Origin of the sequence: Aureimonas sp. AU22 (assembly GCF_001463745.1) — a bacterium.
Classification (GTDB): Bacteria; Pseudomonadota; Alphaproteobacteria; order Rhizobiales; family Rhizobiaceae; genus Aureimonas.
In genome coordinates this window covers 82,757-108,112 of record NZ_BBWJ01000013.1, presented here as the reverse complement: position 1 = coordinate 108,112, position 25,356 = coordinate 82,757, and the positions used below count along the sequence as shown (strand labels likewise).

General features: G+C 67.7%; 23 protein-coding genes. 13 read left to right on the top strand and 10 right to left on the bottom strand.

Annotated elements, in window-relative coordinates; translation table 11 throughout:
- Nucleotides 1-523: FAD-dependent oxidoreductase (locus AUL34_RS04775; protein WP_156420789.1), on the bottom strand; the 523-nt coding region annotated here is incomplete at its 3' end.
- A gap of 2 nt (nucleotides 524-525) precedes the next feature.
- Nucleotides 526-1,560, bottom strand: a complete 1,035-nt coding sequence (locus tag AUL34_RS04770) for an alcohol dehydrogenase catalytic domain-containing protein (RefSeq protein WP_061931733.1) — start codon at nucleotides 1,558-1,560, stop codon at nucleotides 526-528.
- 363 nt (nucleotides 1,561-1,923) lie between these two features.
- On the opposite strand from AUL34_RS04770, the gene AUL34_RS04765 reads away from it, so the two are divergent.
- The 4 genes from AUL34_RS04765 (at nucleotide 1,924) to AUL34_RS04750 (ending at nucleotide 7,025) form a co-directional block, all read left to right on the top strand.
- Complete coding sequence (locus tag AUL34_RS04765; protein ID WP_061931731.1) at nucleotides 1,924-2,871, top strand: substrate-binding domain-containing protein; 948 nt, start codon at nucleotides 1,924-1,926, stop codon at nucleotides 2,869-2,871.
- Between the two features lie 62 nt (nucleotides 2,872-2,933).
- Nucleotides 2,934-4,424 carry a sugar ABC transporter ATP-binding protein gene (locus AUL34_RS04760; protein WP_192845685.1) on the top strand — a complete coding sequence of 497 codons (1,491 nt, stop codon included), beginning with the start codon at nucleotides 2,934-2,936 and terminating at the stop codon, nucleotides 4,422-4,424.
- 44 nt (nucleotides 4,425-4,468) lie between these two features.
- Nucleotides 4,469-5,461: an ABC transporter permease gene (locus tag AUL34_RS04755; RefSeq protein WP_061931729.1), complete on the top strand. Its 993-nt coding sequence runs from the start codon at nucleotides 4,469-4,471 to the stop codon at nucleotides 5,459-5,461.
- 136 nt (nucleotides 5,462-5,597) lie between these two features.
- Nucleotides 5,598-7,025 (top strand): aldehyde dehydrogenase family protein, encoded by a 1,428-nt coding sequence (locus AUL34_RS04750; protein ID WP_061931727.1) that lies wholly within the window; start codon nucleotides 5,598-5,600, stop codon nucleotides 7,023-7,025.
- 35 nt (nucleotides 7,026-7,060) lie between these two features.
- On the opposite strand, the gene AUL34_RS04745 is transcribed toward AUL34_RS04750, so the two are convergent.
- Genes AUL34_RS04745 through AUL34_RS04735 form a run of 3 tightly spaced genes read right to left on the bottom strand, consistent with a single transcriptional unit; the run spans nucleotide 7,061 to nucleotide 9,220 of the window.
- Complete coding sequence (locus AUL34_RS04745) at nucleotides 7,061-7,999, bottom strand: phosphatidate cytidylyltransferase (protein ID WP_061931752.1); 939 nt, start codon at nucleotides 7,997-7,999, stop codon at nucleotides 7,061-7,063.
- Between the two features lie 7 nt (nucleotides 8,000-8,006).
- The gene (locus AUL34_RS04740) at nucleotides 8,007-8,603 is read right to left on the bottom strand and encodes a 1-acyl-sn-glycerol-3-phosphate acyltransferase (RefSeq protein ID WP_061931725.1); all 597 of its coding nucleotides are present in this window, start codon (nucleotides 8,601-8,603) and stop codon (nucleotides 8,007-8,009) included.
- Complete coding sequence (locus tag AUL34_RS04735; RefSeq protein WP_244492440.1) at nucleotides 8,600-9,220, bottom strand: CDP-alcohol phosphatidyltransferase family protein; 621 nt, start codon at nucleotides 9,218-9,220, stop codon at nucleotides 8,600-8,602. The genes AUL34_RS04740 and AUL34_RS04735 overlap by 4 nt, the downstream gene beginning before the upstream one ends.
- A gap of 347 nt (nucleotides 9,221-9,567) precedes the next feature.
- Between AUL34_RS04735 and AUL34_RS04730 the strand changes: the two genes are divergently transcribed.
- Nucleotides 9,568-10,068 (top strand): CYTH domain-containing protein, encoded by a 501-nt coding sequence (locus AUL34_RS04730; protein WP_061931723.1) that lies wholly within the window; start codon nucleotides 9,568-9,570, stop codon nucleotides 10,066-10,068.
- Between the two features lie 83 nt (nucleotides 10,069-10,151).
- A complete protein-coding gene (locus AUL34_RS04725) occupies nucleotides 10,152-10,904 on the top strand; it encodes an SIMPL domain-containing protein (protein ID WP_061931721.1) in 753 nt (250 codons plus the stop codon).
- A 61-nt stretch (nucleotides 10,905-10,965) separates the two neighbouring features.
- On the opposite strand, the gene AUL34_RS04720 is transcribed toward AUL34_RS04725, so the two are convergent.
- Nucleotides 10,966-11,334 (bottom strand): hypothetical protein, encoded by a 369-nt coding sequence (locus AUL34_RS04720; protein WP_061931719.1) that lies wholly within the window; start codon nucleotides 11,332-11,334, stop codon nucleotides 10,966-10,968.
- 211 nt (nucleotides 11,335-11,545) lie between these two features.
- Here AUL34_RS04720 and AUL34_RS04715 point away from each other — a divergent pair, with 211 nt between their 5' ends.
- Together AUL34_RS04715 and AUL34_RS04710 are read left to right on the top strand one after the other, a co-directional pair.
- Complete coding sequence (locus tag AUL34_RS04715; RefSeq protein WP_061931717.1) at nucleotides 11,546-13,069, top strand: bifunctional diguanylate cyclase/phosphodiesterase; 1,524 nt, start codon at nucleotides 11,546-11,548, stop codon at nucleotides 13,067-13,069.
- A 67-nt stretch (nucleotides 13,070-13,136) separates the two neighbouring features.
- Nucleotides 13,137-13,577, top strand: a complete 441-nt coding sequence (locus AUL34_RS04710) for a DoxX family protein (protein ID WP_061931716.1) — start codon at nucleotides 13,137-13,139, stop codon at nucleotides 13,575-13,577.
- A 62-nt stretch (nucleotides 13,578-13,639) separates the two neighbouring features.
- Here AUL34_RS04710 and rpoD read toward each other — a convergent pair whose 3' ends face one another.
- Nucleotides 13,640-15,616, bottom strand: coding sequence for an RNA polymerase sigma factor RpoD (gene rpoD, locus AUL34_RS04705; RefSeq protein WP_061931714.1), 1,977 nt, complete (start codon nucleotides 15,614-15,616; stop codon nucleotides 13,640-13,642).
- A gap of 301 nt (nucleotides 15,617-15,917) precedes the next feature.
- Entirely contained in the window at nucleotides 15,918-17,876 is a 1,959-nt protein-coding gene (gene dnaG / locus AUL34_RS04700) for a DNA primase (protein WP_061931750.1), read from the bottom strand.
- Between the two features lie 155 nt (nucleotides 17,877-18,031).
- Here dnaG and AUL34_RS04695 point away from each other — a divergent pair, with 155 nt between their 5' ends.
- Nucleotides 18,032-18,349, top strand: coding sequence for a chorismate mutase (locus AUL34_RS04695; RefSeq protein WP_061931712.1), 318 nt, complete (start codon nucleotides 18,032-18,034; stop codon nucleotides 18,347-18,349).
- A complete protein-coding gene (locus tag AUL34_RS04690) occupies nucleotides 18,346-18,909 on the top strand; it encodes a GNAT family N-acetyltransferase (protein WP_202814934.1) in 564 nt (187 codons plus the stop codon). Before AUL34_RS04695 ends, AUL34_RS04690 begins: the two co-directional genes overlap by 4 nt.
- Here AUL34_RS04690 and AUL34_RS04685 read toward each other — a convergent pair.
- On the bottom strand, nucleotides 18,902-19,351 hold the full coding sequence (locus AUL34_RS04685; RefSeq protein WP_061931710.1) for a GatB/YqeY domain-containing protein: 450 nt from the start codon (nucleotides 19,349-19,351) through the stop codon (nucleotides 18,902-18,904). The two genes, AUL34_RS04690 and AUL34_RS04685, sit on opposite strands and share 8 nt — an antisense overlap.
- 387 nt (nucleotides 19,352-19,738) lie before the next feature.
- Here AUL34_RS04685 and carA point away from each other — a divergent pair, with 387 nt between their 5' ends.
- On the top strand, nucleotides 19,739-20,923 hold the full coding sequence (gene carA / locus AUL34_RS04680; protein ID WP_061931708.1) for a glutamine-hydrolyzing carbamoyl-phosphate synthase small subunit: 1,185 nt from the start codon (nucleotides 19,739-19,741) through the stop codon (nucleotides 20,921-20,923).
- A gap of 98 nt (nucleotides 20,924-21,021) precedes the next feature.
- Here carA and AUL34_RS22155 read toward each other — a convergent pair whose 3' ends face one another.
- Nucleotides 21,022-21,159, bottom strand: a complete 138-nt coding sequence (locus AUL34_RS22155; RefSeq protein WP_156420788.1) for a hypothetical protein — start codon at nucleotides 21,157-21,159, stop codon at nucleotides 21,022-21,024.
- A gap of 229 nt (nucleotides 21,160-21,388) precedes the next feature.
- Between AUL34_RS22155 and AUL34_RS04675 the strand changes: the two genes are divergently transcribed.
- On the top strand, nucleotides 21,389-21,670 hold the full coding sequence (locus tag AUL34_RS04675; RefSeq protein ID WP_061931706.1) for a helix-turn-helix transcriptional regulator: 282 nt from the start codon (nucleotides 21,389-21,391) through the stop codon (nucleotides 21,668-21,670).
- 132 nt (nucleotides 21,671-21,802) lie between these two features.
- Complete coding sequence (gene carB, locus AUL34_RS04670) at nucleotides 21,803-25,234, top strand: carbamoyl-phosphate synthase large subunit (RefSeq protein ID WP_061931704.1); 3,432 nt, start codon at nucleotides 21,803-21,805, stop codon at nucleotides 25,232-25,234.
- Nucleotides 25,235-25,356: the final 122 nt, after the last annotated feature.

Sequence of the window (25,356 nt, the reverse complement as noted above, 5' to 3'; positions counted from 1 at the left end):
CCTCGTAGTAGAGGCCGACCGCGGTGATCGCGGGGTCGAGGCCCTTCAGCTCGGCCCGGGCCCTTGCGCCGCCGATGAAGCGGTGGACCGGCATGGTGCGGAAGCGTCGGCCGAACGCGTCGTACATCGTCAGGCCGAGCTTGGTGATGATCGCGCCCCGATCGTTGAGCTTGGCCTTCAGGCCTAGGAAGCGCTTGATCGAGGGCACGATGCCGCCGAACCAGGAGCGCACGGGCAGCGCCGTCTCGAGGGGCGTCACGAAATGCGGCGCGTTGCGCAGGAGGATGTTGCGCTCCTCCGCCGACTGCCGCACCAGCCGGAACTCGCCCGTCTCGAGGTACTTCAGCCCGCCGTGCATCAGGCGCGAGGAGGACTCGCTCGCCCCCGAGCAGAAGTCGCCCCGGTCGATCAGCAGGCAGTCCACGCCCTGCAGGGAGAGGTCGCGGAAGGTGCCGATGCCGTTGATCCCGGCGCCGATGATGACGACCGGGAAATGGCGGATGATGGCGGGAGCAGCGTTCATGATCAGGATACGATGGCGACCTTGATGGCATCGCCGCGCGCGGCGGTTTCCAGCGCCTCGCCGATCGCTGGAAGAGCGAAACGATGCGTCAGGAACGGCTTCGTGTCGAGTTGCCCCGACGCGATGAGGTTCAGCGACTTCTCGAACTGCAGCCGCGTCAGGCCGAAGGAGCCGGTGACGATCAGCTCGTTGTAGTGGATGGCGTTGACGTCGAGCGGGGCCATCTCGCCCTTGTTGAAGCCGGCGAACAGCGAGACGCGGCCGCGAAGGCGGGCAAGGCCCAGCGCGTCGTTGGCGAGCGAGGGCACGCCGATGGCGACGATCACGACGTCCGCCCCGATGCCTCCCGATTCGGCCTGCACAACCGCATGGAGATCCTCGCTCACGGGGTCCACCACCACGTCCGCTCCGGCGGCCATCGCGGCCGCGCGGCGGCCGGCGTTCGGCTCGGACACGATGATGCGGCGCGCGCCCGACAGGCGGGCCACCTTCACATGGAGAAGGCCGATCGGCCCGGAGCCGAGGATGGCGACCACGTCGCCGCGTTCGACACCGACCTTCTCCTGACCGTTGATGACGCAGGCCAGCGGCTCGGCGAGTGCGGCCTCCTCGAAGGACAGGCCCTCCGGCATAGCGAAGACGTTGCCGGTCTCGAGTGCCCGACCGGGAATGCGGATGTATTCGGCGAAGGCCCCGTCCACCTCGTAGCCGATGGCGGTGAGGTTCTCGCAGACGTTCTCGAGCCCGCGCTTGCAGTAGGCGCAATGGCCGCAGGCGATCGCCGGATCGACGCAGACCGCGTCGCCCGCCTTGAAGCGGCTGGAGCCGCCGGCATCGACGATCTCACCGGAAAACTCGTGGCCGAGCACGGAGGGGTAGCGCACGCCCATCGTCTTGCGGCCGGAGACGATGCGAATGTCGGTGCCGCAGATCGTGGCGGCGCGCACCTTCAGCACGAGGTCGCCGCGCTCCGGGGTGGGGTCGGCGACGTCGCCGAACAGGACGTCGTTGGGAGCGCGCAGAAGGGCAGCTTTCATGACAGTCCATCCGGAACGATTGACGAAGCCTCTACTGGGCAGTGCGGCGGATGTAGGCCGCATATTTGTGTTTTGTAAAGCGCAAAAATTCACAGCAATCGATTGCTGCAATACCGAATGGCTCGCTCTTATCAGCGTTAAGCGCGGTTGAGGTGGCTTTACGGCCTAATGTTGAGTGTGTCGCTAGACCCGTGCTGCGATACAAGCGAACAATTGCACAGTCGAAGATCAAATGTGTTGACGTTCCGCGCAAAGTGCGCGAGATCGATGAGGACATACGGTCCGGGAGGAACGGGCCGCGTCGGGTGGCTGGAGGGCTGCCCGTTCCGGGGCGGGAGGCGCCCCTATCGGGAGGAAGACGACATGCGCAAGGGATTCTGGTCCGCCCTCGTTCTCGGCTCGGTGCTCGCGGGCTCCGCCCTGCCGGCGCTGGCCGAGGGGCAGGAAGACCTCATCAAGCCGATCGACAAGGAACTGACCTTCGTCTTCATCCCGAAGGTCATCCACCCCTGGTACGACGTGGTGCGCCAGGGCGGGCAGTTCGCGGTGGACGAGTTCGCCAAGGACGGCATCAAGATCAACATGATCTGGGACCAGCCGCCCCAGGCCGACGTCGCCGATCAGAACCAGCGCATCGAGGCCAATATCGGCCGCGCTCCCGACGGTCTCGCCGTCGCCTGCCTCGATCAGGCCACCAACGTGCAGCTTCTCGGCGAGGCCAGGGAAGCCGGCGTCAACACGATCACCTTCAACTCGTTCTGCTCGCCCGACTTCGCCTTCGTCGGCCAGAAGGACAGCTACGGCGACGGCTTCGATCTCGGCAAGTTCCTAGCCGAACACATCGGCGGCGAGGGTGAGGTCGGCATCCTGTCGGGATCGTTGACCGCGACCGACCACGTCGAGCGCATCAAGGGCTTCAAGAAGGCGCTGGAGGACTTCCCGAACGTCAAGATCGTGTTCGAGCAGCCCGACAACGACGTGCTGGAGGAAGCCGTCTCGCTCACCGAGAACGCGCTCCAGGCCCACCCGAACATCAAGGGCTTCTTCGGCTGCAACGCGTCCAATCCGATCGGCATCGCACGGGCCGTCCAGAACGCCGGCAAGGCCGGCACCGTCGCCGTGGTCGGCATGGACGACCTCCCCGAGGCGGTGGATTTCGTGAAGGAGGGCGTCATCACGGCCCTCAAGGCGCAGCGCCAGTGGGACATCGGCTACTGGGCCGTGAAGTACATGGTGGCGATGAACCAGAACCACACGATCCCGATGGACCACAACACCGGCTCGCGCCTCATCACCAAGGACCAGCTCTGACAGCGACATGCGGGGCCGGCTTGCCGGCCCCCTTCCCACAAAGGTTGCAGGGAGAGCCCGCCATGGACGCGATCGCCACCGCCTTCGAGGCGCGCAACGTGTCGAAGAGCTTCGGCGTCGTGCATGCGCTGAAGGACGTCTCCGTCTCGATCGGCCCCGGCGAGGTGCACGCGATCATCGGCGAGAACGGCGCGGGCAAGTCGACGCTGATGAACATCATCTGCGGACGCCTGCGCCCCACCGCCGGCCAGCTTCTCGTCGGCGGCGCCGAGGTGCACTTCCACTCGCCGGGCGAGGCGCAGGGCGCAGGCATCGCCATCGCGCCGCAGGAGATCAACCTCGTGCCCGCACTCTCCGTCACCGAGAACATCATGCTCGGCGCCGAGATCACACGCGGCCCCGCGATCGACTGGAAGGCGACGCGCGAGGAGGCGCTCACCCATCTACACGCGGTCGACAACATGATCGAGGGCGACGCCGTCGCCGGCGACCTGTCGAAGGCACAGCAGCAGCTCGTCCAGATCGCCCGCGCGGTGGCGACCAAGGCGAGAATCCTCATCTTCGACGAGCCGACGGCCGCCCTAACGACGCGCGAGACCGAAAAGCTCTACGCCTTCATCCGTCGCTTTCGCGAGGGAGGCGGCTCGGCCTTCTACATCTCCCACCGCCTGGACGAGATCCTGGCGCTGTCGGACCGCATCTCGGTGCTGCGCGACGGCGCCCATGTCGGCGAACTGGAGCCCGGCCGAACCTCCAAGCATGAGATGGTCGCCCTGATGGCCGGCCGCGAGGTGGCGCTGTCCACCCACACGCCGCGCCGGCTGGAAGATCGACCGGTCGTGCTGCGCGTCAGCGGCCTCACGCGCCCCGGCGAGTTCGAGGACGTGTCCTTCGACCTGCACGAAGGCGAGGTGCTCGGCGTCTCCGGCCTCGTCGGCGCCGGCCGCACGGAGGTCGCCAAATGCATCTTCGGCCTTGCCCGAGCGAAAGCAGGCACGGTCGAAATCTTCGGCGACGCGCGCCCGGTCTCGGATCCCGCCGACGCCATCGCGCGCGGCCTCGTCTACCTGCCGGAGGAGCGCAAGCAGGAGGGCATCTTCCCGCTCCTCTCGATCGCCGAGAACCTGACCATCGCCACGCTCGACCGCTTCCGCGGCCCGGCCTGGATGGACTTCCGGGGCATGGCCGCGACGGTGGACGACTATGTCGACCGCCTGCGCATCAAGATCGGCGCGGCGTCCGACCCGATCACCTCGCTCTCCGGCGGCAACCAGCAGAAGGTCATCCTCGGCCGCTGGCTCGCCAAGAATGCCCGCATCCTGATCCTCGACGAACCGACGCGTGGCATCGACGTCGCGGCCAAGTCCGAGATCCAGGGCGTCCTCGACAGCCTGACGGCCGCCGGGCTTTCCATCGTCTACATCTCCTCCGAACTCGAGGAGGTGCTGAACGTCTCCGACCGCATCCTCGTGATGCACGAGGGCCGCGTGAAGGGCACCCCGCGCACCGAGGAGATGACGCAGGAGTCCCTCCTGCGCCTCGCCATGAGCTGACGCGCGATCAGCGCCCCGTTTCCCGACCGAAAGGCACCCGAGCCATGACCAACGCCGCTCTTGGGTCTCCCGCGCGGGCCCGCTCCGCTCCCCCGTCGCTGTGGTCCCGCTTCAAGGGCTGGGAGGCGAGCGGCATCCTGATCGCGCTCGGCCTCTTCGCGGTGATCCTGTCGATCGCCGCGCCGAACTTCCTGTCTGCCTACAACCTCACCGTGGTGGCGCGCGCGGCGGCCTTCGTCGGCCTCGTGGCGCTCGGCCAGACGCTCGTGCTGCTTCTCGGCGGCATCGACCTTTCGGTGGGCGCGGCGTCGGGGCTGTCGGCCATCGTCGGCTCGTTGCTTCTGACGTCCGCGGGCGTCCATCCCTGGCTGGTGATCCCGCTCGCCTGCCTGTTCGGTTTGTGCCTCGGCCTCGTCAACGGCTTCTTCATCGCCTACCTCAAGCTCAATCCCTTCATCGTCACGCTCGCGTCCGGCGAGATCTTCGCCGGCATGACCCTGGTGATCACCGAGGGCTACCCGATCCGGCCGCTCGGCGCCGGCTTCCGGGTATTCGGCCAGGGCGAGATCCTCGGCCTGCCCGTGCCGGTCTGGTTCTTCCTCGTCTCGGCGGCGATCCTGATCTGGGTCCTGCGCAACACCAAGTTCGGCCGCAACATCTTCGCGATCGGCGGCAACCGCGACGCGGCCGTGCTCGTCGGCATTCGCATCCGCCGCGTGGAGCTTCTGGTCTACGGCCTCGCCGGCATGTTCGCGGCGATGGCCGGCATGCTCTACGCCAGCCGCATGGATGCCGGACAGCCCTCCGTTGGCGAAGGCTGGATGCTGCAGGCGATCACGGCGGCCATCATCGGCGGCACGAGCCTTCGCGGCGGCCAGGGCACGATCGTCGGCACGGCGCTCGGCGCCCTCCTTCTGGCGATGCTGGCCAACGGCACCGTGCTCCTCAACGTGTCGGGCTTCTGGCAACGGGTGATCGTCGGCCTCGTGGTGCTCGTCGCCATCCTCGTCGACCTCGCGCGCCGCCACCGCCGCTGATCGATCCTCCTAGCCGTTCAATCCCCGCCCGGACGAAAGTTCGGACGGGGAATTCGATCGACGCCCCTCGGCCGTCTGGACCCGATGGGCCGCTTGGTCCTACACCCTTGGGCATGCTCGATCAGGAGGGACCGACATGAGCCACGCCCTGCAGTTCTACATCGACGGCGAATGGGTGGACCCGGCCCGGCCCGCAACGCTGGCCGTGATCGATCCCTCCACCGAAGAAGCCTATGCGGAGATCGCGCTCGGCAGCGGGGCCGACGTCGACCGGGCGGTCGCGGCTGCCCGCCGCGCCTTTCCGGCGTTCTCGCGCACGACCCGCGAGGAGCGGCTCGCCCTCATGCGTCGCCTCCTCGCCGTCTACGAGGCGCGCCTGCCCGACATGGCCGACGCGATCAGCCGCGAGATGGGTGCGCCCCGGCCGTTCGCCCTCGCCTCCCAGGCCGGCATTGGCACCGCACATCTCACCAAGATGATCGAGACGCTGGAAACCTACTCGTTCGGGGAACGGCGCGGCACGATGCTGATCGCCAAGGAGCCCATCGGCGTCGTCGGCATGATCACGCCGTGGAACTGGCCGATGAACCAGATCATGTGCAAAGTCGCGCCGGCGCTTGCGGCAGGCTGCACCATGGTGCTGAAGCCCTCCGAGATCGCCCCGATGAGCGGGCTGCTGTTTGCCGAGATCTGCCACGAGGCCGGTCTGCCGAAAGGCGTCTTCAACCTCGTCAACGGCGACGGACCGACGGTGGGCGAAGCCATGTCGCGCCATCCCGGCATCGACATGATGTCGTTTACCGGCTCGACGCGCGCGGGTATCCTGGTCGCCAAGTCCTCCGCCGACACGATCAAGCGGGTCCACCAGGAACTCGGCGGCAAGTCGGCCAACATTCTTCTGCCGGACGTCGATCTCGAGACGGCGGTCACCAAGGGGGTCCAGGGCTGCTTCGGCAACTCCGGCCAGAGCTGCAATGCGCCGACGCGCATGTTCGTACCCGCCGACCGCCACAACGAGGCCGCCGGCATCGCGGCGCGTGCCGCCGACGCCTTCAAGGTCGGTCCGGCCGACGCGGAAACGACTGAGCTCGGCCCCGTCGTCAGCCAGGCGCAGTACGACAAGATCCAGGGGCTGATCGAGACCGGAATCCGCGAAGGCGCGCGGCTCGTCGCCGGAGGTCCCGGACGGCCCGACGGGCTGAACCGCGGCTACTTCGTACGTCCCACCGTGTTCGCCGACGTGACGCCCGACATGACCATCGCGCGCGAGGAGATCTTCGGCCCCGTCCTGTCCATTCTCTCCTACGAGAGCGAGGACGAGGTGGCAGACCTCGCCAACGACACGGTGTACGGGCTCGCCTCCTACATTCAGTCGGCGGATCTCGGCCGCGCCCGGGCGCTTGCCGCGAGGATGCGCACTGGCAACGTCTACATCAACTATCCCGCCTGGGACGCGGGGGCGCCGTTCGGCGGCTACAAGCAGTCCGGCAACGGGCGCGAGTATGCCGACTTCGGGCTCGACGAGTTCCTGGAGATCAAGGGCATCGTCGGCTACGGCGCCTGACGCGTGGACAGGGCGGAGGCTCCGGCCTCCGCCCCTCAGGCGGCGAAATAGTAGTTCACGAGGTGGAAGAAGAGCGGCGCGGCGTAGGTGACCGAATCCATTCGGTCCAGCGCTCCGCCGTGCCCGGAAATCATCGTGCCCCAGTCCTTGGCGCCCATCGAGCGTTTCACCGCCGACAGCACGAGACCGCCGCAGAAGCCCGCCAGCACGATCGCCGCCGCCATGCCGGCCGCCTGCAAGGCGGTGAAGGGCGTGGCGAAGGACAGGCCAGCACCCAGAAGCACGGCCGTGGCGCCGCCGCCGAGAAACCCTTCCCAGGTCTTGTTGGGGCTGACGACCGGCGCGATCTTGCGTCGGCCGAAGAGCTTGCCGAAGACGTATTGCAGGACATCGCTCGCCTGGACCACGGTGACCAGGAAGAACAGAAGCAGGAAGTTGCGCCCCTCGAAGCCGGGAATGTCGAGGATCAGAAGCGCCGGTGCGTGGCTGACGCAGTAGACGGTCAGCATCAGCGCCCATTGCACCTTGGCGGTGCGCGTCAGGAACTCCTCCGTCTCGTGCCGCAGAACCGCGAGGACCGGCAGAAGGAGGAAGGCGTAGACCGGTATGGCGATCGAGAAGAGCGAAAGCCAGTCCACCCAGATCAGGACGTATTGCAGCGGCAGGAAGACGTAGAAGGCGAAGGCGAGCGCCCGGTGGTCGGCGGGGCGCGTGGGGGTGAGCGAGATGAACTCGCGCAGGCAGTAGAACGAGGTCAACGCGAAGAGCACCAGCGTCACCGCCGGCCCGAAGGTGAAGGCGGCGGCGAAGATCGCGACCATCAGCCACCAGGCGCGGATGCGCGCGTTGAGGTTCTCGACGGTCGCCTGGCCCTCGGGCGAGTGCACGCGACGCCTGAGGACGTGGCCGACGGCCGACGCCACGGCGAGAACGGCGACGAGGCCGGAAAACAGGATCAGAAGCTGCGGGTCCATCAGGGCCTCATGCGAGCGCGGCGACGGCATCGCGGGCGCGGGTCAGGAAGGCCTCCTTCGCCTCCCCCTCCTCCAGCCGCATCCCCGCGCCGAAGCGGACGTGGCAGGAGATCGGCACCGGCAGATACGCGCCGCGCGGGAACGCGCGGGCGAGGTTTCCCAGATACACCGGAACGAGCTCGGCCTGCGGATGCGCGCGCGCGAGCCAGTAGAGGCCGGACTTGAAAGGACCCGGCAGGACGTCCTGCCCACGTGTGCCTTCCGGAAAGATCACCAGCGAATGGCCGCGCCGCAGTTCGGCCTCCAGCGGCTCCAGGAGTTCGTCCTTCGCCGCGCGCCCCGAACGATCGACGAGCACGGAGTTGAGAAGGCCGACCGCGATCCGACGCCTCAGCTTGCCCCGTCCCCAATAGTCGGCGGCGGCCACGGGATGGGTGGTGGCGCGCAAGGGTTTGGGGAGCGCGGCCCAGATCAGGATCGTGTCGAGATGGCTGCCGTGGTTGGCAAAGTAGATGCGCTGGCGCGTCGTCGGCTGCGAACCGATCCATTCCGGCCGCCCTCCGACCAGAAAACGCGTCAGCCCGACGAGGAGATGGTCGATCATGGTGCTTCCCGAAGCCGCGCGGCCATGCGAGCGATCCGCGCCCACGCCGTCCAGGCGGCCCCGAGGACGACGACACACAGCACCGCCCCCGGCACCCACAGCGTTCCGACGGCGAGGACTTCCACAAAGGCCAGCACGGCACCGACGGTGACGGCCGCCATGCGCTGGGGTTTGGCCATCGGCCCGGAGAAGTCCTGGCCCTGGCCGAGCGACGCTCCCATCGCCCTGAGATAGGCGGTCAGCACCGCCAGAAGCGCGGCCGCGAAGCCGAGTACGGGAAGCCCTGCCCCATAGCCGAAGCCGATCAGGATGAAACTGTCCTCGAAGCGGTCGGGAATTTCGTTGAAGAGGACGCCGGTCGGACCGCCCCGACCACCCTCCACCGCGACCATGCCGTCGAAGAGGTTGCACAGGAGGCGAAGCTGCACGAGAAGCGCGCCGAGAAGGAAGAGCCAGGGTCGCTCCGGCGCGAAGGCGAAGGCGAGTCCCGCCAGGGCGGCGAAGGGAATGCCGGCGGCCGAGATCGCGTTCGGTGTCGCCCCGGCTCTCGACAGGCTCTGTGCGATCCGCCGTGCCCAGCCCGTGTCGCGCGATGCGAGCGGTCTCCGATCCCCCAACCGTCCCTCCCTACGTCCCGCCCCATTCCGCCTCACCGGGCCGAAGCTCACCGCTTGTGATGCCCTCCGACCCAGGCTCCTGTCCAGAGCCAGTCGAATGGCCTCGCGCCTGTGGATCGTGGGGAAACGTCAGGGCGCCCCCTGCGAATGTCGGGAACACCGAACGGCCGTGATGCCTTCTGCCCCCACACGACGGGTGTAGCACGGAGGGCACCGGAACCCTCGTGCCGGAGTATCCCGGCGTTGCTATGAGGGGTTTGCCTTCGCACCGGTTTGGTGACAAAGGAGCCCGCCTGAAACCTTGGCAGACGGTCGCATCCGCGATCCGAAGCGCATGACGAGGCCGCATGCACATCGAAATCGAGCGCAAGTTTCTTGTGGTCGGCAACGCCTGGCGCGCCGGTACGGTTGACGTCAGGACCTTCCGCGACGGGCTTGTCAGCCAGGGGGCGAACGGCAAGGTCCGCGTCCGCATCGACGGGCAGAAGGCGTGGCTCACCGTGAAGGGAGCGCGCTCCGGCATCTCGCGGGCGGAGTTCGAGTACGAAATCCCCCTCGACGACGCCGAGCGGCTCCTTGCGGACATCTGCGGTCCCATCATCGAGAAGGACCGGCACATCGTTCCCCATGAGGGCCGGACCTGGGAGATCGACGTCTTCAAGGGACCGCTCGCCGGCCTCGTCTGGGCGGAGGTCGAGCTCGATCATCCCGACCAGGTCTTCGCGATCCCCGAATGGGTCGGCCGCGAGGTGACGGGCAACCCGCGCTTCCGTCACGCCAACCTTCTCAACGCCTGCGCCGCCAACGACGGAACGAGCGAACTGCGCGGACTGATGGCGGAGCGCTGAGCGCGACGCTCGCCGGACTGGCGTTTTGCCGCAATCGCGCGCCAGAACCCCGAACGTCGTCAACCCCTCAGGAGAATCGGCCCGTGTCCGCAGTCCGCCTTTTCGCCCCTCTCGCCCTCGTGACCGGCCTCGCCCTCGCGGCCCCGGCATTTGCCCAGGGTGCCCCGTCGCCCTCCCCGCTTCCCGCTCGCGTCAGCGTCACCGGCGAGGGCCATGCGAACGGAGCGCCGGACCTGGCGGTCACGCAGTTGACCGTGATGCGTGCCGCGGCCACGGCGGCCGACGCGCTCGAGCAGGCCAACACGGCGATGGAGGCCGTTCGCTCCGCGATGGCGTCCTTCGGTGTCGAGGCGCGCGACCTTCAGACCTCGGGCTTCCAGATCACACCGCAATACCGATACGACAACCGACCCGACGGAACGCAGGCCCCGCCCGTCGTGACCGGCTACGAGGCCCGCAACACCTTGTCGGTGAAGGTGCGGGACCTGCCCAAGCTCGGCGAGCTTCTCGACCGGGCCGTGCAGCTCGGCGTCAACGAGGGCGGCTCGATCTCCTTCCAGATCGAGGACGACGCGGCCTTGCGCGATTCGGCGCGGCGCGATGCGGTGGCACAAGCTCGCTCCAGCGCCGAGGCGCTCGCGGGCGCGGCCGGTCTCAAGCTCGGACGCGTGATCACGATCGAGGACGCGGCCAACGCCTATGCGCCTCCGCCCCCGCCCATGCCCTACGGCGAGATGCGGATGATGGCGGCCGGCAGCGCGGCGAAGGTGCCGGTCGAAGTCGGCGAGAACACCATCACCAGCCAGGTGCGGATCGTCTACGAGCTGCAGCCCTGAAAACCGAAAAAAGGGGCGGTCCGCGAGGACCGCCCCTTTTTCATGAACGAGAGCTCGTGGTTCAGCGATAGCCGAGCACCGGGCAGCCGCGATCCTGCGCGAAGCGCACGGCGGTCGGGTGACCGCGCTTGTAGCCCGCGACGACCACGGACCGGCCGTTTGCACGGACGATGTCGGCGCCGCGGACACCCATGTCCCGTGCCTTGCGCAGCGCCAGTCGCGGCGAGCAGTCGCCGCGGCGCGATCCGCGATCCCAACGGTCGCCATGGCGCGGACCCCGATCGTCCCAGCGGCCGTCTCGGTGGTGACGCTCGCCGCGGTAATCGATCTGGGTCGCACCGGCGGGCTCGCGCGGCGCGGCGCTCGCCATCCCGAGCGAGCCGAGGAGCGTGGCGGCGACGAGCGTGGAACGGATGAGGCAGGACAGCATGGAAGTCTCCTGACGAATGGCCCGCACCGGCGGCGCGGCGTGGGATACGTCTTAGGGCAGCCTTCCTGAATTGCAGCCGGCCGCGGCGTTCATCGGCCGTTCAGCATGCAGGCAGAACCCCAGGGTGCGGAGTGCAGTGCGGCATTGTCCGACGCGAAGGCTTCACACACTTCACGTAGCGTGCGTCCGGGTCACAGGTGCAGCAGGCAGCATGCTCAAGGTCACGTCGTTCTGGAAGGAGCAGACAGGGGTTCTGCGCGAATTGGGCATGCGTCACGGCGGCTTCGCGCTGGCCTGGACCGTGTTGACGGCCCTGAGCCTCCTGGTCTCGCCCTGGTTCGGCCCGATCTCGCTCATCGCCTTCATCCTGACGTTCGCCTATCTCGGACGGCTACACCGGAAGCTCTGCCGCGCGGAGACGGAACTTGGGCGCCTGCGCGCGCACCAGGAGGAACTGGTCGAGCGGCACGTCATCGACGAGATCACCGGCCTTCTCACCCGGCGCGCCTTTCTGGAAGCGGCGGACGGAGCGCTCAAAACGCGCGAGGCGGGGGCCTCCCTCGCCTTCTTCGCCCTCGACATGGACAACCTGAAGGTCCTCAACGACAGCTTCGGGCATCGCGCGGGCGACTTCGCCCTTTCCCACATTGCCAACACGCTGACGCGGCTGGCGCCGCGAGCGGTTGCGGGACGGCTGGGCGGAGACGAGTTCGCCTTCATCATGCCCTGCGCCGGCGAGGCGGACGCCGTCGCCTTCGGCACTCTGTTCGCCCATGCCCTGAACAAGCCCGTCATGGCCGGCGGGCGCCGCCTGTCGCTATCGGCGAGCCTCGGCGTCGTGATGGTCCCCGATCGCACGGTGTACCTCTCGGAAGCCATGCAGTTCGCCGACGTGGCGCTCTATGCCGCCAAGACCGCCGGGCGCAACAAGACCTGCGTCTTCGATGCCGAGATGCTGGCCGAGCTCAAGCACCGGCGGCTGATCGAGCGCGAGCTCAGGGCGGCGATCCTCTTGAACGAGCTGGACCTGCACTACCAGCCGATCCACGGGCCGGACCACAAGCTCGTCGGCGTCGAGGCGCTGCTGCGCTGGCAGAGCCCCTCGCGGGGCGCCATCTCGCCGGCCCGCTTCATCCCCATTGCCGAGAGCACGGCGTTGATCGACCAGCTCGGCGAATGGGTGCTGCGCCGGGCCCTCGCCGATGCGCGCGAGCTTCCCGAGGTCGTCATTTCGGTGAACGTGTCGGCCAACCAGCTGAAGCGGGACGACGTGGTCGACATGGTGACTCGGGTTCTGGCGGAAAGCGATTTTCCGCCGACGCGGCTCGTCTTGGAGCTCACGGAGTCGGCCGCGATCAACGCCACGCCCGACATCTGCCGCCGCCTCCAGGCCCTTCGCGATATGGGCATCCGCATCGCGCTCGACGATTTCGGCACCGGCTTCTGCGGCTTCGATTACCTTCGCCATCTGCCGGTGGACTCGATCAAGATCGACCGCAGCTACATCGCGCGGCTCGGCGACAGCGAGACCGACAACGTGTTCGTGTCCGCCCTCGCGAGCCTTGCCAGCGCCATGCGGCTGTCGGTGGTCGCGGAAGGCATCGAGACGGAAAAGCAGATGCTCCTCGCCAAGACCGCCGGTTGCACCCTGTTCCAGGGCTACCACCTCGCCCGCCCCATGTCGAAGCAGGACCTCGCCCGGCAACACAACCAGGGGATGAGGAAATGCGCATGAAACGTGCGCTCGATATGCCTCCCTTCGACCCGGCCAAGACGCGCCGGCCCGAACGGGGAACGCCCTCATGCCGTCTGCCATCGCCCAGCTTCTCGACACCCGCTGGTTTGCGCCCTTCGCGCGGGTGATCCTCACCTTCTGCTTCTGGGGCAGCGGCCTCGCCAAGCTTGCCGACCTCGACGCGGCGACGGCCGAGATGGCCTATTTCGGCTTCTCGCCTCCCACCCTCATCGCGATCCTTGTCGCCGTGGTGCAGATCGTCGGCTCCCTGCTCGTGATCCTCGACCGCGCCGCCTGGCTCGGTGCTGGCATGTTGGCGGTCTTCACGGGACTGACGATCCTCCTCGTCCACGACTTCTGGAACATGACCGGCCCGGAGGCGGTCGGCCATTTCCACACGGCCACCGAGCATGTGACGGTGATCGGCGCGATGATGGTGGCCGCGCTCCTGTCGCGCCGCAGCCGCACCGCCCCCGCGACCGACCGCATCCGCAGCGCAACCGCCTGAGCTAGAAACGAAAAAGGGCGCCCCATCGGGCGCCCTTTGATCCGTGGTCCGTGCGCGCGGCCTCAGCTGTCGAGGAACGAGCGCAGCTTGCGCGAGCGGCTCGGGTGCTTCAGCTTGCGCAGCGCCTTCGCCTCGATCTGGCGGATGCGCTCGCGCGTCACCGAGAACTGCTGGCCGACCTCTTCCAGCGTGTGGTCGGTGTTCATGCCGATGCCGAAGCGCATGCGCAGGACGCGTTCCTCGCGCGGCGTGAGCGAGGCCAGCACGCGCGTCGTCGTTTCGCGCAGGTTGGCCTGGATCGCCGCGTCGATCGGCAGGATCGCGTTCTTGTCCTCGATGAAGTCGCCGAGGTGCGAATCCTCCTCGTCGCCCACCGGCGTTTCGAGCGAGATCGGCTCCTTGGCGATCTTCAGGACCTTGCGGACCTTCTCCAGCGGCATCGCCAGCTTCTCGGCCAGCTCTTCCGGGGTCGGCTCGCGGCCAATCTCGTGCAGCATCTGGCGCGAGGTGCGCACGATCTTGTTGATCGTCTCGATCATGTGCACCGGAATGCGGATCGTGCGCGCCTGATCGGCGATCGAACGTGTGATCGCCTGCCGGATCCACCACGTCGCATAGGTCGAGAACTTGTATCCGCGGCGGTACTCGAACTTGTCGACGGCCTTCATCAGGCCGATGTTGCCCTCCTGGATGAGATCCAGGAACTGCAGGCCGCGGTTCGTGTACTTCTTGGCGATCGAGATCACGAGGCGCAGGTTCGCCTCGACCATCTCCTTCTTGGCCTGCCGGGCCTCGCGCTCGCCCTTCTGCACCATGTGGACGATGCGGCGGAACTCGGTGATCTCGAGGCCCGTCTCGGTGGCGAGGTTCTGGATCTCCTGGCGGAGGTTCCGGATGCCGTCCTTCTCGTTCTGGACGAACTTCAGCCAGCCCTTGCCGGCGAGGTTGGCGATCGACTGCGTCCAGTTCGGGTCGAGCTCCGAACCCTGGTAGGTCTGCAGGAACTCGTCGCGCTTCACGCCGTGCGATTCGGCAAGGCGCAGGAGCCGGCCCTCGTTGCCGACGAGGCGCTTGTTGATGTCGTAGAGCTGGGCGACCAGCGCGTCGATGCGGTTCTGGTTGAGGGAGAGGCCCTTCACCGCCGCGACGAGGTCTTCCTTCAGCTTGCGGTAGGAGCGCTCCTGCGACGAGGACAGGGTGCCCTGCGCCGCGAGGCGGTTCTCGACCTGCTGGTCCTGCAGCTTGCGCAGCCGCTTGTAGTTCTCGGCGATCGCGTCGAAGGTCTCCATGACCTGCGGACGGATCTCGGCCTCCATCGCGGCGAGCGAGAGCGAGTTCTCGAGGTCGTCCTCGTCGTCCTCTTCCTCCTCGCCGGGGCGAAGCTCGCCGTTCGGCGCCGGTGCGGCGCCGGGCTCCACGCCTTCGGCGGGGGCCGTCGGCATCTTGGCCTCCGGTCCCGCATAGGTCGCCTCGAGGTCGACGACCTCGCGGAGCATGATGTTGCCCTCGTTGAGTTCCTCGCGCCAGATGATGATCGCCTGGAAGGTCAGCGGGCTCTCGCAGAGGCCCGCGATCATCGTCTCGCGGCCGGCCTCGATGCGCTTGGCGATGGCGATCTCGCCCTCGCGCGACAGGAGCTCGACCGAGCCCATCTCGCGCAGGTACATGCGCACCGGATCGTCGGTGCGGTCCGAGGCTTCCTTCTTCGTCGTGGTGGCGACGGCGCCCGTGGTGGTCTCGGCGACCTCGGTCGAGCCGGCCTCCTCGGACTCCTTCTCCTCCTCGTTATCGCCTTCCTCGTCCTCGACGACGTTGATCCCCATGTCGGAGAGCATCGACATCAGGTCTTCGATCTGCTCCGAGGTGACGTCCTCGGCCGACAGCACCGAGTTCAGCTTGTCCATCGACACGAAGCCGCGCTTCTTGGCGGCCTTGATCATCTTCTTGACGGCGTCGTCCGACAGGTCCAGCAGAGGACTGTCAGGCGTCTCCTGACGCTCTTCGACCGCCGCCTCGCCTTCCTTGACTTTCGTCGCCATGTGCATTCGTCTCCATCTGGCGCGGTGCGGCTTGCGGATAGCGACGCCTCCCGCGCCCATTCCGCCAGCCTTAACCGCCGGCCGTGAATGATCGATTAACCATGACCACTCTCGTGGCCTCGGTCGATCGCTCGGTCCATTCCATCTCCAACCGGCGGAAGCGGCCGGCCCGGTGCGAGCCGACACCGGCGTCCGGCCGATGCGTGTTTCTTCTAATCCGCCACGAAGTCAAGGGCTTGACGCGTAGCGGCGCATTTCGCGGGACCGGTGGACGCGCCGCGAGACGGACCACCGATGGGACTCAAATACCTTTGGCCGGCCGGCCAGACAGCAGTCCAAACCCGTCTATCAGCGCCTCGGTTCCAGCCAAATTGTTGATTTCCCGGTGGATCTCGACGAGTTGCGCATGGGCGAGTTCGTCGCCATCGGTCGCCAGCGCAGCCTCGGCCGCCCGAAGCTCCCTATGTAGTGACAGGTATCGGTGCTGCAAGTGCAGCGCCTGGCGCACCGCTTCGCGTGCATCCTCCAATGCCGCACCGTCGAGAAAGCTCCACAGCCGCACGGCCTGGAGCTTGGCCTCGCACGCCTGGAACGGCTCCAGCAGCAACCGTCGGTCGAGCTCGGCCAGGATCTCCTCGCGTGAGTGAGGCTGGCCGTCGGCGTAGACGTCGATCACCGCCGAGCGCAGGCGCTCGAGTTCCGGGCTCGTGAGTTCGAGATCGGCGAAGTAGTCGAAGGCCTCGCGCAGCAGCAGCGGGTGGTTCACGAAGCCGACGAGGATCGACATCTCGCGCATCGGCGCGGCACTGACGCGCGCGCCGCCGCCAACAATCGAGCTTCTCGCCATCCGGTCCGACACGGGCGAACGCCGCCCGGCGCCGGGCGCCGCGTTTCGCCGGGCGTTGCCGGCACCGCCCCGGCCGTCGTCGCGACGCCGATTGTTCCAGTCCCCTCGCCCCCCGCCGCGCGCCGGTGCCGGGCCGAAGAAACCGGACAGGCGCTCCTCGACATCCTGGAGGTAATGCCGGCGCACGCTCTCGTCGCCGATCTGGCGCATCATGGCCTTCAGCCGGCCTTCCAGCTCGGCCCGCCGCTCCGGCGTGTCGAAGCTGCCGCCGCCCGTCTCGCGCATCCAGATGAGATCGGCGAGCGGGCGCGCACGGTCGAGAACGTCGCGCATCGCCTCCGCGCCCGCATCGCGCAGGAGGTCGTCGGGGTCCTTGCCTTCCGGCAGAAGGGCGAAGCGCAGAGAGCGGCCGGGGCGCAGCAGCGGCAGCGCCAGTTCCGCCGCGCGGTTGGCGGCCTTCAGGCCCGCCGCGTCGCCGTCGAAGCACAGGATCGGCTCGGGCACGGTGCGCCACAGGAGGTCGAGCTGGCGCTCGGTGAGCGCCGTGCCGAGCGGCGCGACGGCATTCTCGAAGCCGCCCTGATGAAGGGCGATCACGTCCATGTAGCCCTCGGCCACGATGAGCGTGTTCGAACCCTTGGCGGCGCGCCGGGCCGCCGCGAGGTTGTAGAGCACCTGCCCCTTGTGGAAGACCTCGGTCTCCGGCGAGTTCAGGTACTTCGCCGGCACGCCCGGCGCCAAGGCCCGCCCGCCGAAGGCGATCGCCCGCTCGCGGATATCGAGGATCGGGAACATCACGCGGTCGCGGAACCGGTCGTAGGAGACCGCGATCCCCTCGCCGTGAACCACGAGGCCCGCGCCTTCGATCTCCGCATTGCCGACGCCCCGTCCCGCCAGGAACTCCTTCAGCCGGTTGCGGCTGTCGGGCGCGAAGCCGAGGCCGAACGCCTTCTGCACGATCGGGTTGATGCCGCGATCGCGCAGATACGCCCGCGCCTTGGCGCCGTCCGCCTCCTGCAGTGTCTGGCGGAAGAACTCGGCCGAGAGGCGCAGCGCGTCGAGAAGGGTCGCCTGGTTCTCCTGCCGCTTTTCCTCCTCGCGGTCGCGCGCGGGCATCGGGAGTCCCGCCTCCCCGGCCAGCCGCTCGACGGCTTCGGGAAAGCTCATGCCTTCCAGTTCGGTGAGGAAGCGGAAGTGATCGCCCGACACGCCGCAGCCGAAGCAGTGGTAGCGGCCCTTGGCGTCCTCGCAGTGGAACGAGGGCGACTTCTCGCCGTGGAACGGGCAGCAGGCCCACCAGTCGCCCTTGGAGCTCTGCGTCTTGCGCCGGTCCCAGACCACGCGGCGGCCGATCACGTCCGAAATGGGAACGCGGGCACGGATCTCGTCGAGGAACTGGGGCGGAAAGCGCATGGCGGACATATCGTCATCCGGACGGTGGAATGCCACAGGTTTCGCTGGTCGGGCGGGCTTGTCCACCTCGTTCCACAGGGCGCGGCGGCTTTGACGGATCGGGCCGAGGCGCTTAAGTCCTCGGACCGGAGCCAAAACGCCGGACACCAGAACCCATGGACCAGACCCCCGCCATCCTGCCCGAGCTGCAGTCCCTGCGGAACTCGATCGACAACATCGACGCGGCGATCGTGCATATGCTGGCCGAGCGTTTCCGCTGCACCCAGCGCGTCGGCGTGCTCAAGGCCGAGCACGACTTGCCGCCCGCCGACCCGGCACGGGAAAAGCGCCAGGTGGCGCGCCTGCGCGATCTCGCGGCCTCCGCGCAACTCGATCCCGACTTCGCCGAGAAGTATCTCGCCTTCGTGGTTCGTGAGGTGATCCGCTACCACGAGGCCGCCGCGCGCGAGTTGGCCGAGAAGACGGCGGGATGACGACGATGGGCGGTTTCGATCCCGGCGCGACGCTGGTCGGTCCGCATCTGACCGTGCGCAAGCTCGTCGCCGGCGACCTCGACGGCCTTCACGCCGCGGCGTCGGACCCCGAGACCTGGGCCGGCCATCCGGCCACGGACCGCTGGAAGCGCGAGGTGTTCGAGCCCTTCTTCCGAACGTTGATCGCGCTCGGCGGGGCGGTCGCGGTGGAGGATCGACGGGAAGGCCGAATCGTCGGCAGCTCGCGCTTCTATGTCCCGCCCGACCAACCGCGATCCCTGGCGATCGGCTTCACCTTCCTCGATCGTTCGCACTGGGGCGGACCGGCGAACTTCGAGATGAAGTCGCTGATGCTCGGCCATGCCTTCGATCACGTCGACGACGTCTGGTTCCACATCGCCCCGAGCAATGTCCGCTCGCAGAAGGCGACGGGAAAGCTCGGCGCGGTCCACGTCTACGACGCCCGTCTCGACCTCTCCGGCCAGCCGACGGACTGGCAATGCTTCCGCCTCCGAAAGGCGGACTGGGAGCGCGTGCTGGAGGGGCGCGGCGCTAGCTGAGCAGCCCGCGCATCACGCTGCCGGCCTCGATGAGGTTCAGCTTGTCCTGGTAGCGCTCCTTCAGCGCGTTCATGCAGCGACCGACGTCTCGAAGCCCCTTGGAGCCGGTATCCGAGACGATCTGGCGACACGCCGCCTCGATCTCGCCCGTCGGCACCGGCGCCGGCAGCAGGCTGCGGATCACATCCATGTCGGCCCGCTCGGCGGCGGCTTCCTCGACACGGCCGAGAGCCCGGAAACCATCTTCCGCGGCCTGGCGGTGGCGCAGCATGCACTGGAGAAACGACACGATGTCGGAATCCTGCGGCTGTCCCCGCCCCGCCTCGCGGAAGGCGGCTTCCTTGTCCTTGAGGCCGGCCGCGACGAGGCGAAGCGTCGCGATGCGGCGCTTGTCGCCGCTTTCCATGGCCGTCTGCAATGCATCTGCGATCTGACCGCGCATTCCAATTCGTCCTGTTCGTCCGCCGGGTCGCTCGAAAGGCGCCCCGCCGCGGTCCGGCTCCCGTCCAGGAAGGACGAGATTAAACCGTGTCAGCTTGTGGGAAGATGGTGAGGTTTCAGATGACCGGAAGCGGCCCGGAGCTCTGCGCTTGACGAATCCCGTGGATAACTCGTGCGTCCGCCGGTCTGTCTGCCGGCCCCCATCGAAAAGGTTGATGAACGATTAATGACGCTCCCCGGCTTTGGCAAGTGCATGCGTGCCATGCTCCACAGGCATGCATCGACGAAGGGTTGCGCGCAAAGCCGGTTGGCGCGATATGGACGCTCCGGAAGGGTGCGCCCGCCACCTGCGCAGTTGGCCCCCGATGGATCTCAAGGAGTAGACACGATGAGCGACGCCTGGACGCAGAGGAAGCCCACGGCCCTGCTCGTGTTGGCCGACGGCACGGTGATCGAGGGCGACGGCATCGGCGCGGTCGGCGAGGCGCTGGGGGAAGTGTGCTTCAACACCTCCCTCACCGGCTACCAGGAGATCCTGACCGACCCGTCCTACGCCCGGCAGATCGTCACCTTCACCTTTCCCCATATCGGCAATGTCGGTGCCAACGACGAGGACATCGAAGACCTCGTGCCCGACAACACGATCGGAGCGGTCGGCGCGATCTTCCGCGCCGAGGTGTCGGCGCCCTCCAACTACCGCTCGGCCGGCGGCCTCGACGCCTGGCTGAAGAAGCGCGGCGTCGTGGCCCTGTCCGGCGTCGACACGCGGGCTCTCACCGCCCTCATCCGCGAAAACGGCATGCCCAACGCCGTGATCGCGCATCATCCCGACGGCGTCTTCGACATCGAGGCCCTGCGGGCCAAGGCCGCCGACTGGACCGGCCTTGTCGGGCTCGATCTCGCCAAGGACGCGGCCTCCGACCGCGCCGAGGTCTGGACGGAAGGGCCCTGGGTCTGGAACGCCGGGTATGGGTCCGGGCGCGAACCGGCCTACACGATCGTCGCGATCGACTACGGCGCCAAGCGCAACATCCTGCGCCTGATGTCGGGCCACGGCGCGCGTGTCGTCATCGTCCCCCCGACCGCGACTGCCGCCGAAGTCCTCGAGCACAAGCCCGACGGCATCTTCCTGTCCAACGGCCCGGGCGATCCTGCCGCCACCGGCGACTATGCCGTTCCCGTGATCCGCGAGCTTGCGCAGTCCGGCATCCCGATGTTCGGCATCTGCCTCGGCCATCAGCTTCTGGCGCTGGCGCTCGGCGGGCGCACGGAGAAGATGCACCAGGGCCATCACGGCGCGAACCACCCGGTGAAGGACTTCACCACCGGCAAGGTCGAGATCGTGTCCATGAACCACGGCTTCGCGGTGGCCGCCGACTCGCTGCCGGCGGGCGTCGAGGAGACCCATGTCTCGCTCTTCGACGGCACCAATTGCGGCTTGCGGGTGAAGGACGCGCCGGTCTTCTCGGTGCAGCACCATCCGGAAGCCTCGCCCGGGCCGCAGGACTCGCACTACCTCTTCGCCCGCTTCTTCGAGATGATCGACGGGCACCGCGCCAAGACGGCCGCCTGACGCCTCGATCCCACCGCTGAAACGAACAAGGGCGCCGGAGACGATCCGGCGCCCTTATTCTGTCGTGTCTCCCCCAAACGTCGTCGTTCGGGTGCCTGTCATGCGGTCTTGAACAAGTGGAGCACTCGGCGCAGCATCGCGCGGAAGCCGCAGGAGAACGTGGCATGGCGGTGGAGATCGTCACGGCCGCGGTCGGCGCCAAGGGCGGAGCGGCTGACGATGAGATCGGCAAGCATGGCGGCGGGTTCCTTTCGGGGTTTTTAGTCCTCGCTGAAAGAAGGTCGAACGGGCCTTCACCACTATAAGATGTGCACTTCGTGCGCTTTTGCAATGCGCTTGAAGCGCACAGCGTGCATTTTTCTTGTCCCCTCTCAACGATCTGCTATCGAGAATGCCCGGGACGACGGGAGCTTGCGCCCCGGAGTTTAAGCGGGGCTGAACGAGGCCAATCGAATGGTGCCGAGAATGGATTCCGACAGCTTCCGCCAGTGGCGCCGCGCTCTCGGCTGGAAGCAGAAGGACGCCGCCGATCGGCTCGGGCTGAAGAAGCGCGTGATCCAGTATTACGAGAAGGGCGACCGCGACGGGAAGCGCGTCGAGATCCCGCGCTCGGTGGAACTCGCCTGCCTCGCCCTGTCCATGGGCATCGAGCGCTACGACGGCCGCGCCCTGCCGCGTGATGCATCGGATCTTCTCGGCCGTGGACGCCTCGCCGTCGATCCATCCACAATCGCATCGCTCGACTGACGGTTCACCCTTTCGCCGCGGCTCGGGTTTCCCTATAAGCCGGCCTTAGCCTGAAGAATGCTCTGCCCGAGACCTTCGACCGCTCCTTGCGGCCGGGGTTTATCCGCGCGCACGAAACGAAGACGGACCGCCATGCCCAAACGCGACGACCTCCAGACGATCCTCATCATCGGCGCGGGTCCGATCATCATCGGGCAGGCGTGCGAGTTCGACTATTCCGGCACGCAGGCCTGCAAGGCGCTGCGCGACGAGGGCTACCGGATCGTCCTCGTCAACTCGAACCCGGCGACGATCATGACCGATCCCGATCTCGCCGACGCCACCTATATCGAGCCGATTACGCCCGAGGTCGTCGCCAAGATCATCGCCAAGGAGCGGCCGGACGCGATCCTGCCCACCATGGGCGGCCAGACGGCCCTCAACACCGCGCTCTCCCTCAAGCGCATGGGCGTCCTCGACAAGTACGATGTCGAGATGATCGGGGCGGACGCCACGGCGATCGACAAGGCGGAGGACCGCGCCCTCTTCCGCGAGGCGATGGCCAAGATCGGCCTCGAGACCCCCAAGAGCTATCTGGCCAACGCCACCGAAGCGAAGCAGGCCGACCGGCTCGCCCACGAGGAGAAGCGCGCCGAGACGATCCGCGCGACGGAAGCCGGCCCCGCCCGTGACGAGGCGCTCGCCCAACTCGAGACCGAGTGGAACCTCGGCGAGACCGATCGCAAGCAGCGCTACATGGCGCGCGCCATGGGCGCGGCGGCCGAGGCCCTAGAGCATGTCGGCCTTCCCGCCATCATCCGCCCGTCCTTCACCATGGGCGGCACGGGCGGCGGCATCGCCTACAACCGCTCAGAGTTCTTCGAGATCATCGAGGGCGGCCTCGACGCCTCGCCGACCACCGAGGTGCTGATCGAGGAATCGGTGCTCGGCTGGAAAGAGTACGAGATGGAAGTCGTCCGCGACCGCGCGGACAACTGCATCATCGTCTGCTCGATCGAGAACGTCGATCCGATGGGCGTCCACACCGGTGACTCGATCACCGTCGCCCCGGCCCTGACGCTCACCGACAAAGAGTATCAGGTCATGCGCAACGCCTCGATCGCGGTCCTGCGCGAGATCGGCGTCGAGACCGGCGGCTCCAACGTCCAGTTCGCGGTGAACCCGGAGAACGGCCGTCTCGTCGTCATCGAGATGAACCCGCGCGTCTCGCGCTCCTCGGCGCTGGCCTCGAAGGCCACCGGCTTCCCGATCGCCAAGATCGCCGCCAAGCTCGCGGTCGGCTACACGCTGGACGAGCTGAAGAACGACATCACCGGCGGTGCGACGCCCGCCTCGTTCGAGCCGTCGATCGACTACGTCGTCACCAAGATTCCGCGCTTCGCCTTCGAGAAGTTCCCCGGCGCCTCGCCGGTTCTCACCACCGCCATGAAGTCGGTGGGCGAGGTCATGGCGATCGGCCGCACCTTCGAGGAATCGCTGCAGAAGGCGCTGCGGGGCCTGGAGACCGGCCTCGACGGGCTCGACGAGATCGAGATCCCGGGCCTGGGGGAAGGCGACGACAAGAACGCCATCCGCGCCGCGCTCGGCGTGCCGACGCCGGACCGCCTGCGCATGGTCGCGCAGGCCCTGCGCGAGGGCGCCACGAAGGAGCAGGTCCACCGCTCCTCCAAGATCGACCCGTGGTTCATCGACCGCTTCCAGGCGATCATCGACCTCGAAGCCCGCATCAAGGAGCACGGTCTGCCGAAGGACGCCGACAACCTGCGCTTCCTGAAGTCGGTCGGCTTCTCCGACGCGCGCCTCGCCAAGCTCTCGGGGACCTCCGAGGCCGAGGTCAAGGCGCAGCGCGACCGGCTCGACGTCCATCCCGTCTTCAAGCGCATCGACACCTGCGCCGCCGAGTTCGCCTCGCCGACGCCCTACATGTACTCGACCTACGAGCGGCCGTTCGCGGGCGAAGTCCGCTCCGAGGCCGGGGTTTCCGACGCGCGGAAGGTCGTCATCCTCGGCGGCGGTCCCAACCGCATCGGCCAGGGCATCGAGTTCGACTACTGCTGCTGCCACGCGGCGTTCGCCCTGCGGGACGCCGGGCTCGAAGCCATCATGGTCAACTGCAACCCCGAGACCGTCTCGACCGACTACGACACCTCGGACCGCCTCTACTTCGAGCCGCTGACGGGCGAGGACGTCCTGGAGATCCTGCGCGTCGAGAAGTCCAAGGGCACGCTCCACGGCGTCATCGTCCAGTTCGGCGGCCAGACGCCGCTGAAGCTGGCCGAAGCCCTCGAAGAGGCCGGCATCCCGATCCTCGGCACTTCGCCGGACGCGATCGACCTCGCCGAGGACCGCGACCGCTTCCAGAAGCTGCTGCACGACCTGAACCTGCGCCAGCCCAACAACGGCATCGCGCGCTCGGTTGAGGAAGCGCGCGTCATCGTCGAGCGCATCGGCTACCCCGTCGTCATCCGCCCGTCCTACGTGCTCGGCGGCCGGGCGATGGAGATCGTGCGCGGCGACACGCAGTTCGAGCGCTACATGAAGGAGGCCGTCGTCGTCTCCGGAAAGTCGCCGGTGCTGATCGACAGCTACCTGTCCGACGCGATCGAGGTCGACGTCGACTGCCTCTGCGACGGCACCGACACCTTCGTCGCCGGCATCATGGAGCATATCGAGGAGGCCGGCATCCATTCGGGCGACTCGGCCTGCTCCCTCCCCGTCCATTCGCTGAGCCGCGAGATCACCGACGAGCTGGAGCGCCAGACGCGCGAGATGGCGCTGGCGCTGAAGGTCGGCGGCCTGATGAACGTCCAGTTCGCCATCAAGGACGGCGACATCTACGTGCTCGAGGTGAACCCGCGCGCCTCGCGCACGGTGCCGTTCGTCGCCAAGACGATCGGCTCCCCGGTCGCCAAGATCGCCGCGCGCATCATGGCGGGCGAGACGCTGGAGGCCGCGTTCAAGGCCTATGGCGGCAAGCCGGACGTGAAGAGCCTCAAGCACATCGCGGTCAAGGAAGCGGTCTTCCCCTTCGCCCGTTTCCCCGGCGTCGACACGCTGCTCGGCCCCGAGATGCGCTCCACCGGCGAGGTCATGGGCCTCGACACCGACTTCGCCCTCGCCTTCGCCAAGTCGCAGCTCGGCGCGTCCGTCGACCTCCCCCGCGAGGGCACGCTCTTCGTCTCCGTGCGCAACGGCGACAAGGAGAAGATGCTGCCGACCGTGCGCCGCATGGCCGAACTCGGCTTCCGCATCTCCGCGACGGAGGGCACCCAGCGCTTCCTCGCCGAGAACGGCGTGGAGGCGGAGAAGGTCAACAAGGTGCTTGAAGGCCGCCCGCATATCGAGGATGCTATCCGCAACCGGCAGGTGCAGGTGGTGCTCAACACGACCGAGGGTGCCAAGGCCCTGTCCGACTCCCGGTCGCTGCGCCGCGCCGCCCTCATGCACAAGGTGCCGTACTACACGACGCTGGCCGGCATGGAGGCCGCGGCCGAGGCGATCGCGGCCCTGAAGGCCGGCAGCCTTGAAGTTCGGTCCCTGCAATCCTACTTCTCGGCAGCCTGATTTTCAGGAAAGGCTCCGGTCTTTCGGCTCGGGCCTCATGCGGTGTTCCGGCTGGTCCCCCAGGGGGCCGGCCGTTCTTATGTCCCCCTGGCCCATCGAGACGGGCGGGACTCCACGAGAGA

Excerpts from the sequence above, each read along its gene's own strand:
- AUL34_RS22155 (WP_156420788.1), bottom strand. The coding sequence starts at position 21,159 with ATGCTTGCCGATCTCATCGTCAGCCGCTCCGCCCTTGGCGCCGACCGC.
- AUL34_RS04760 (WP_192845685.1), top strand. The coding sequence starts at position 2,934 with ATGGACGCGATCGCCACCGCCTTCGAGGCGCGCAACGTGTCGAAGAGC.
- AUL34_RS04755 (WP_061931729.1), top strand. The coding sequence starts at position 4,469 with ATGACCAACGCCGCTCTTGGGTCTCCCGCGCGGGCCCGCTCCGCTCCC.
- AUL34_RS04745 (WP_061931752.1), bottom strand. The coding sequence starts at position 7,999 with ATGGACCCGCAGCTTCTGATCCTGTTTTCCGGCCTCGTCGCCGTTCTC.
- rpoD (WP_061931714.1), bottom strand. The coding sequence starts at position 15,616 with ATGGCGACGAAAGTCAAGGAAGGCGAGGCGGCGGTCGAAGAGCGTCAG.
- AUL34_RS04770 (WP_061931733.1), bottom strand. The coding sequence starts at position 1,560 with ATGAAAGCTGCCCTTCTGCGCGCTCCCAACGACGTCCTGTTCGGCGAC.
- carB (WP_061931704.1), top strand. The coding sequence starts at position 21,803 with ATGCCCAAACGCGACGACCTCCAGACGATCCTCATCATCGGCGCGGGT.
- AUL34_RS04715 (WP_061931717.1), top strand. The coding sequence starts at position 11,546 with ATGCTCAAGGTCACGTCGTTCTGGAAGGAGCAGACAGGGGTTCTGCGC.
- AUL34_RS04720 (WP_061931719.1), bottom strand. The coding sequence starts at position 11,334 with ATGCTGTCCTGCCTCATCCGTTCCACGCTCGTCGCCGCCACGCTCCTC.
- AUL34_RS04695 (WP_061931712.1), top strand. The coding sequence starts at position 18,032 with ATGGACCAGACCCCCGCCATCCTGCCCGAGCTGCAGTCCCTGCGGAAC.
- AUL34_RS04730 (WP_061931723.1), top strand. The coding sequence starts at position 9,568 with ATGCACATCGAAATCGAGCGCAAGTTTCTTGTGGTCGGCAACGCCTGG.
- dnaG (WP_061931750.1), bottom strand. The coding sequence starts at position 17,876 with ATGCGCTTTCCGCCCCAGTTCCTCGACGAGATCCGTGCCCGCGTTCCC.
- AUL34_RS04685 (WP_061931710.1), bottom strand. The coding sequence starts at position 19,351 with ATGCGCGGTCAGATCGCAGATGCATTGCAGACGGCCATGGAAAGCGGC.
- carA (WP_061931708.1), top strand. The coding sequence starts at position 19,739 with ATGAGCGACGCCTGGACGCAGAGGAAGCCCACGGCCCTGCTCGTGTTG.
- AUL34_RS04750 (WP_061931727.1), top strand. The coding sequence starts at position 5,598 with ATGAGCCACGCCCTGCAGTTCTACATCGACGGCGAATGGGTGGACCCG.
- AUL34_RS04765 (WP_061931731.1), top strand. The coding sequence starts at position 1,924 with ATGCGCAAGGGATTCTGGTCCGCCCTCGTTCTCGGCTCGGTGCTCGCG.
- AUL34_RS04675 (WP_061931706.1), top strand. The coding sequence starts at position 21,389 with ATGGATTCCGACAGCTTCCGCCAGTGGCGCCGCGCTCTCGGCTGGAAG.
- AUL34_RS04740 (WP_061931725.1), bottom strand. The coding sequence starts at position 8,603 with ATGATCGACCATCTCCTCGTCGGGCTGACGCGTTTTCTGGTCGGAGGG.
- AUL34_RS04710 (WP_061931716.1), top strand. The coding sequence starts at position 13,137 with ATGCCGTCTGCCATCGCCCAGCTTCTCGACACCCGCTGGTTTGCGCCC.
- AUL34_RS04690 (WP_202814934.1), top strand. The coding sequence starts at position 18,346 with ATGACGACGATGGGCGGTTTCGATCCCGGCGCGACGCTGGTCGGTCCG.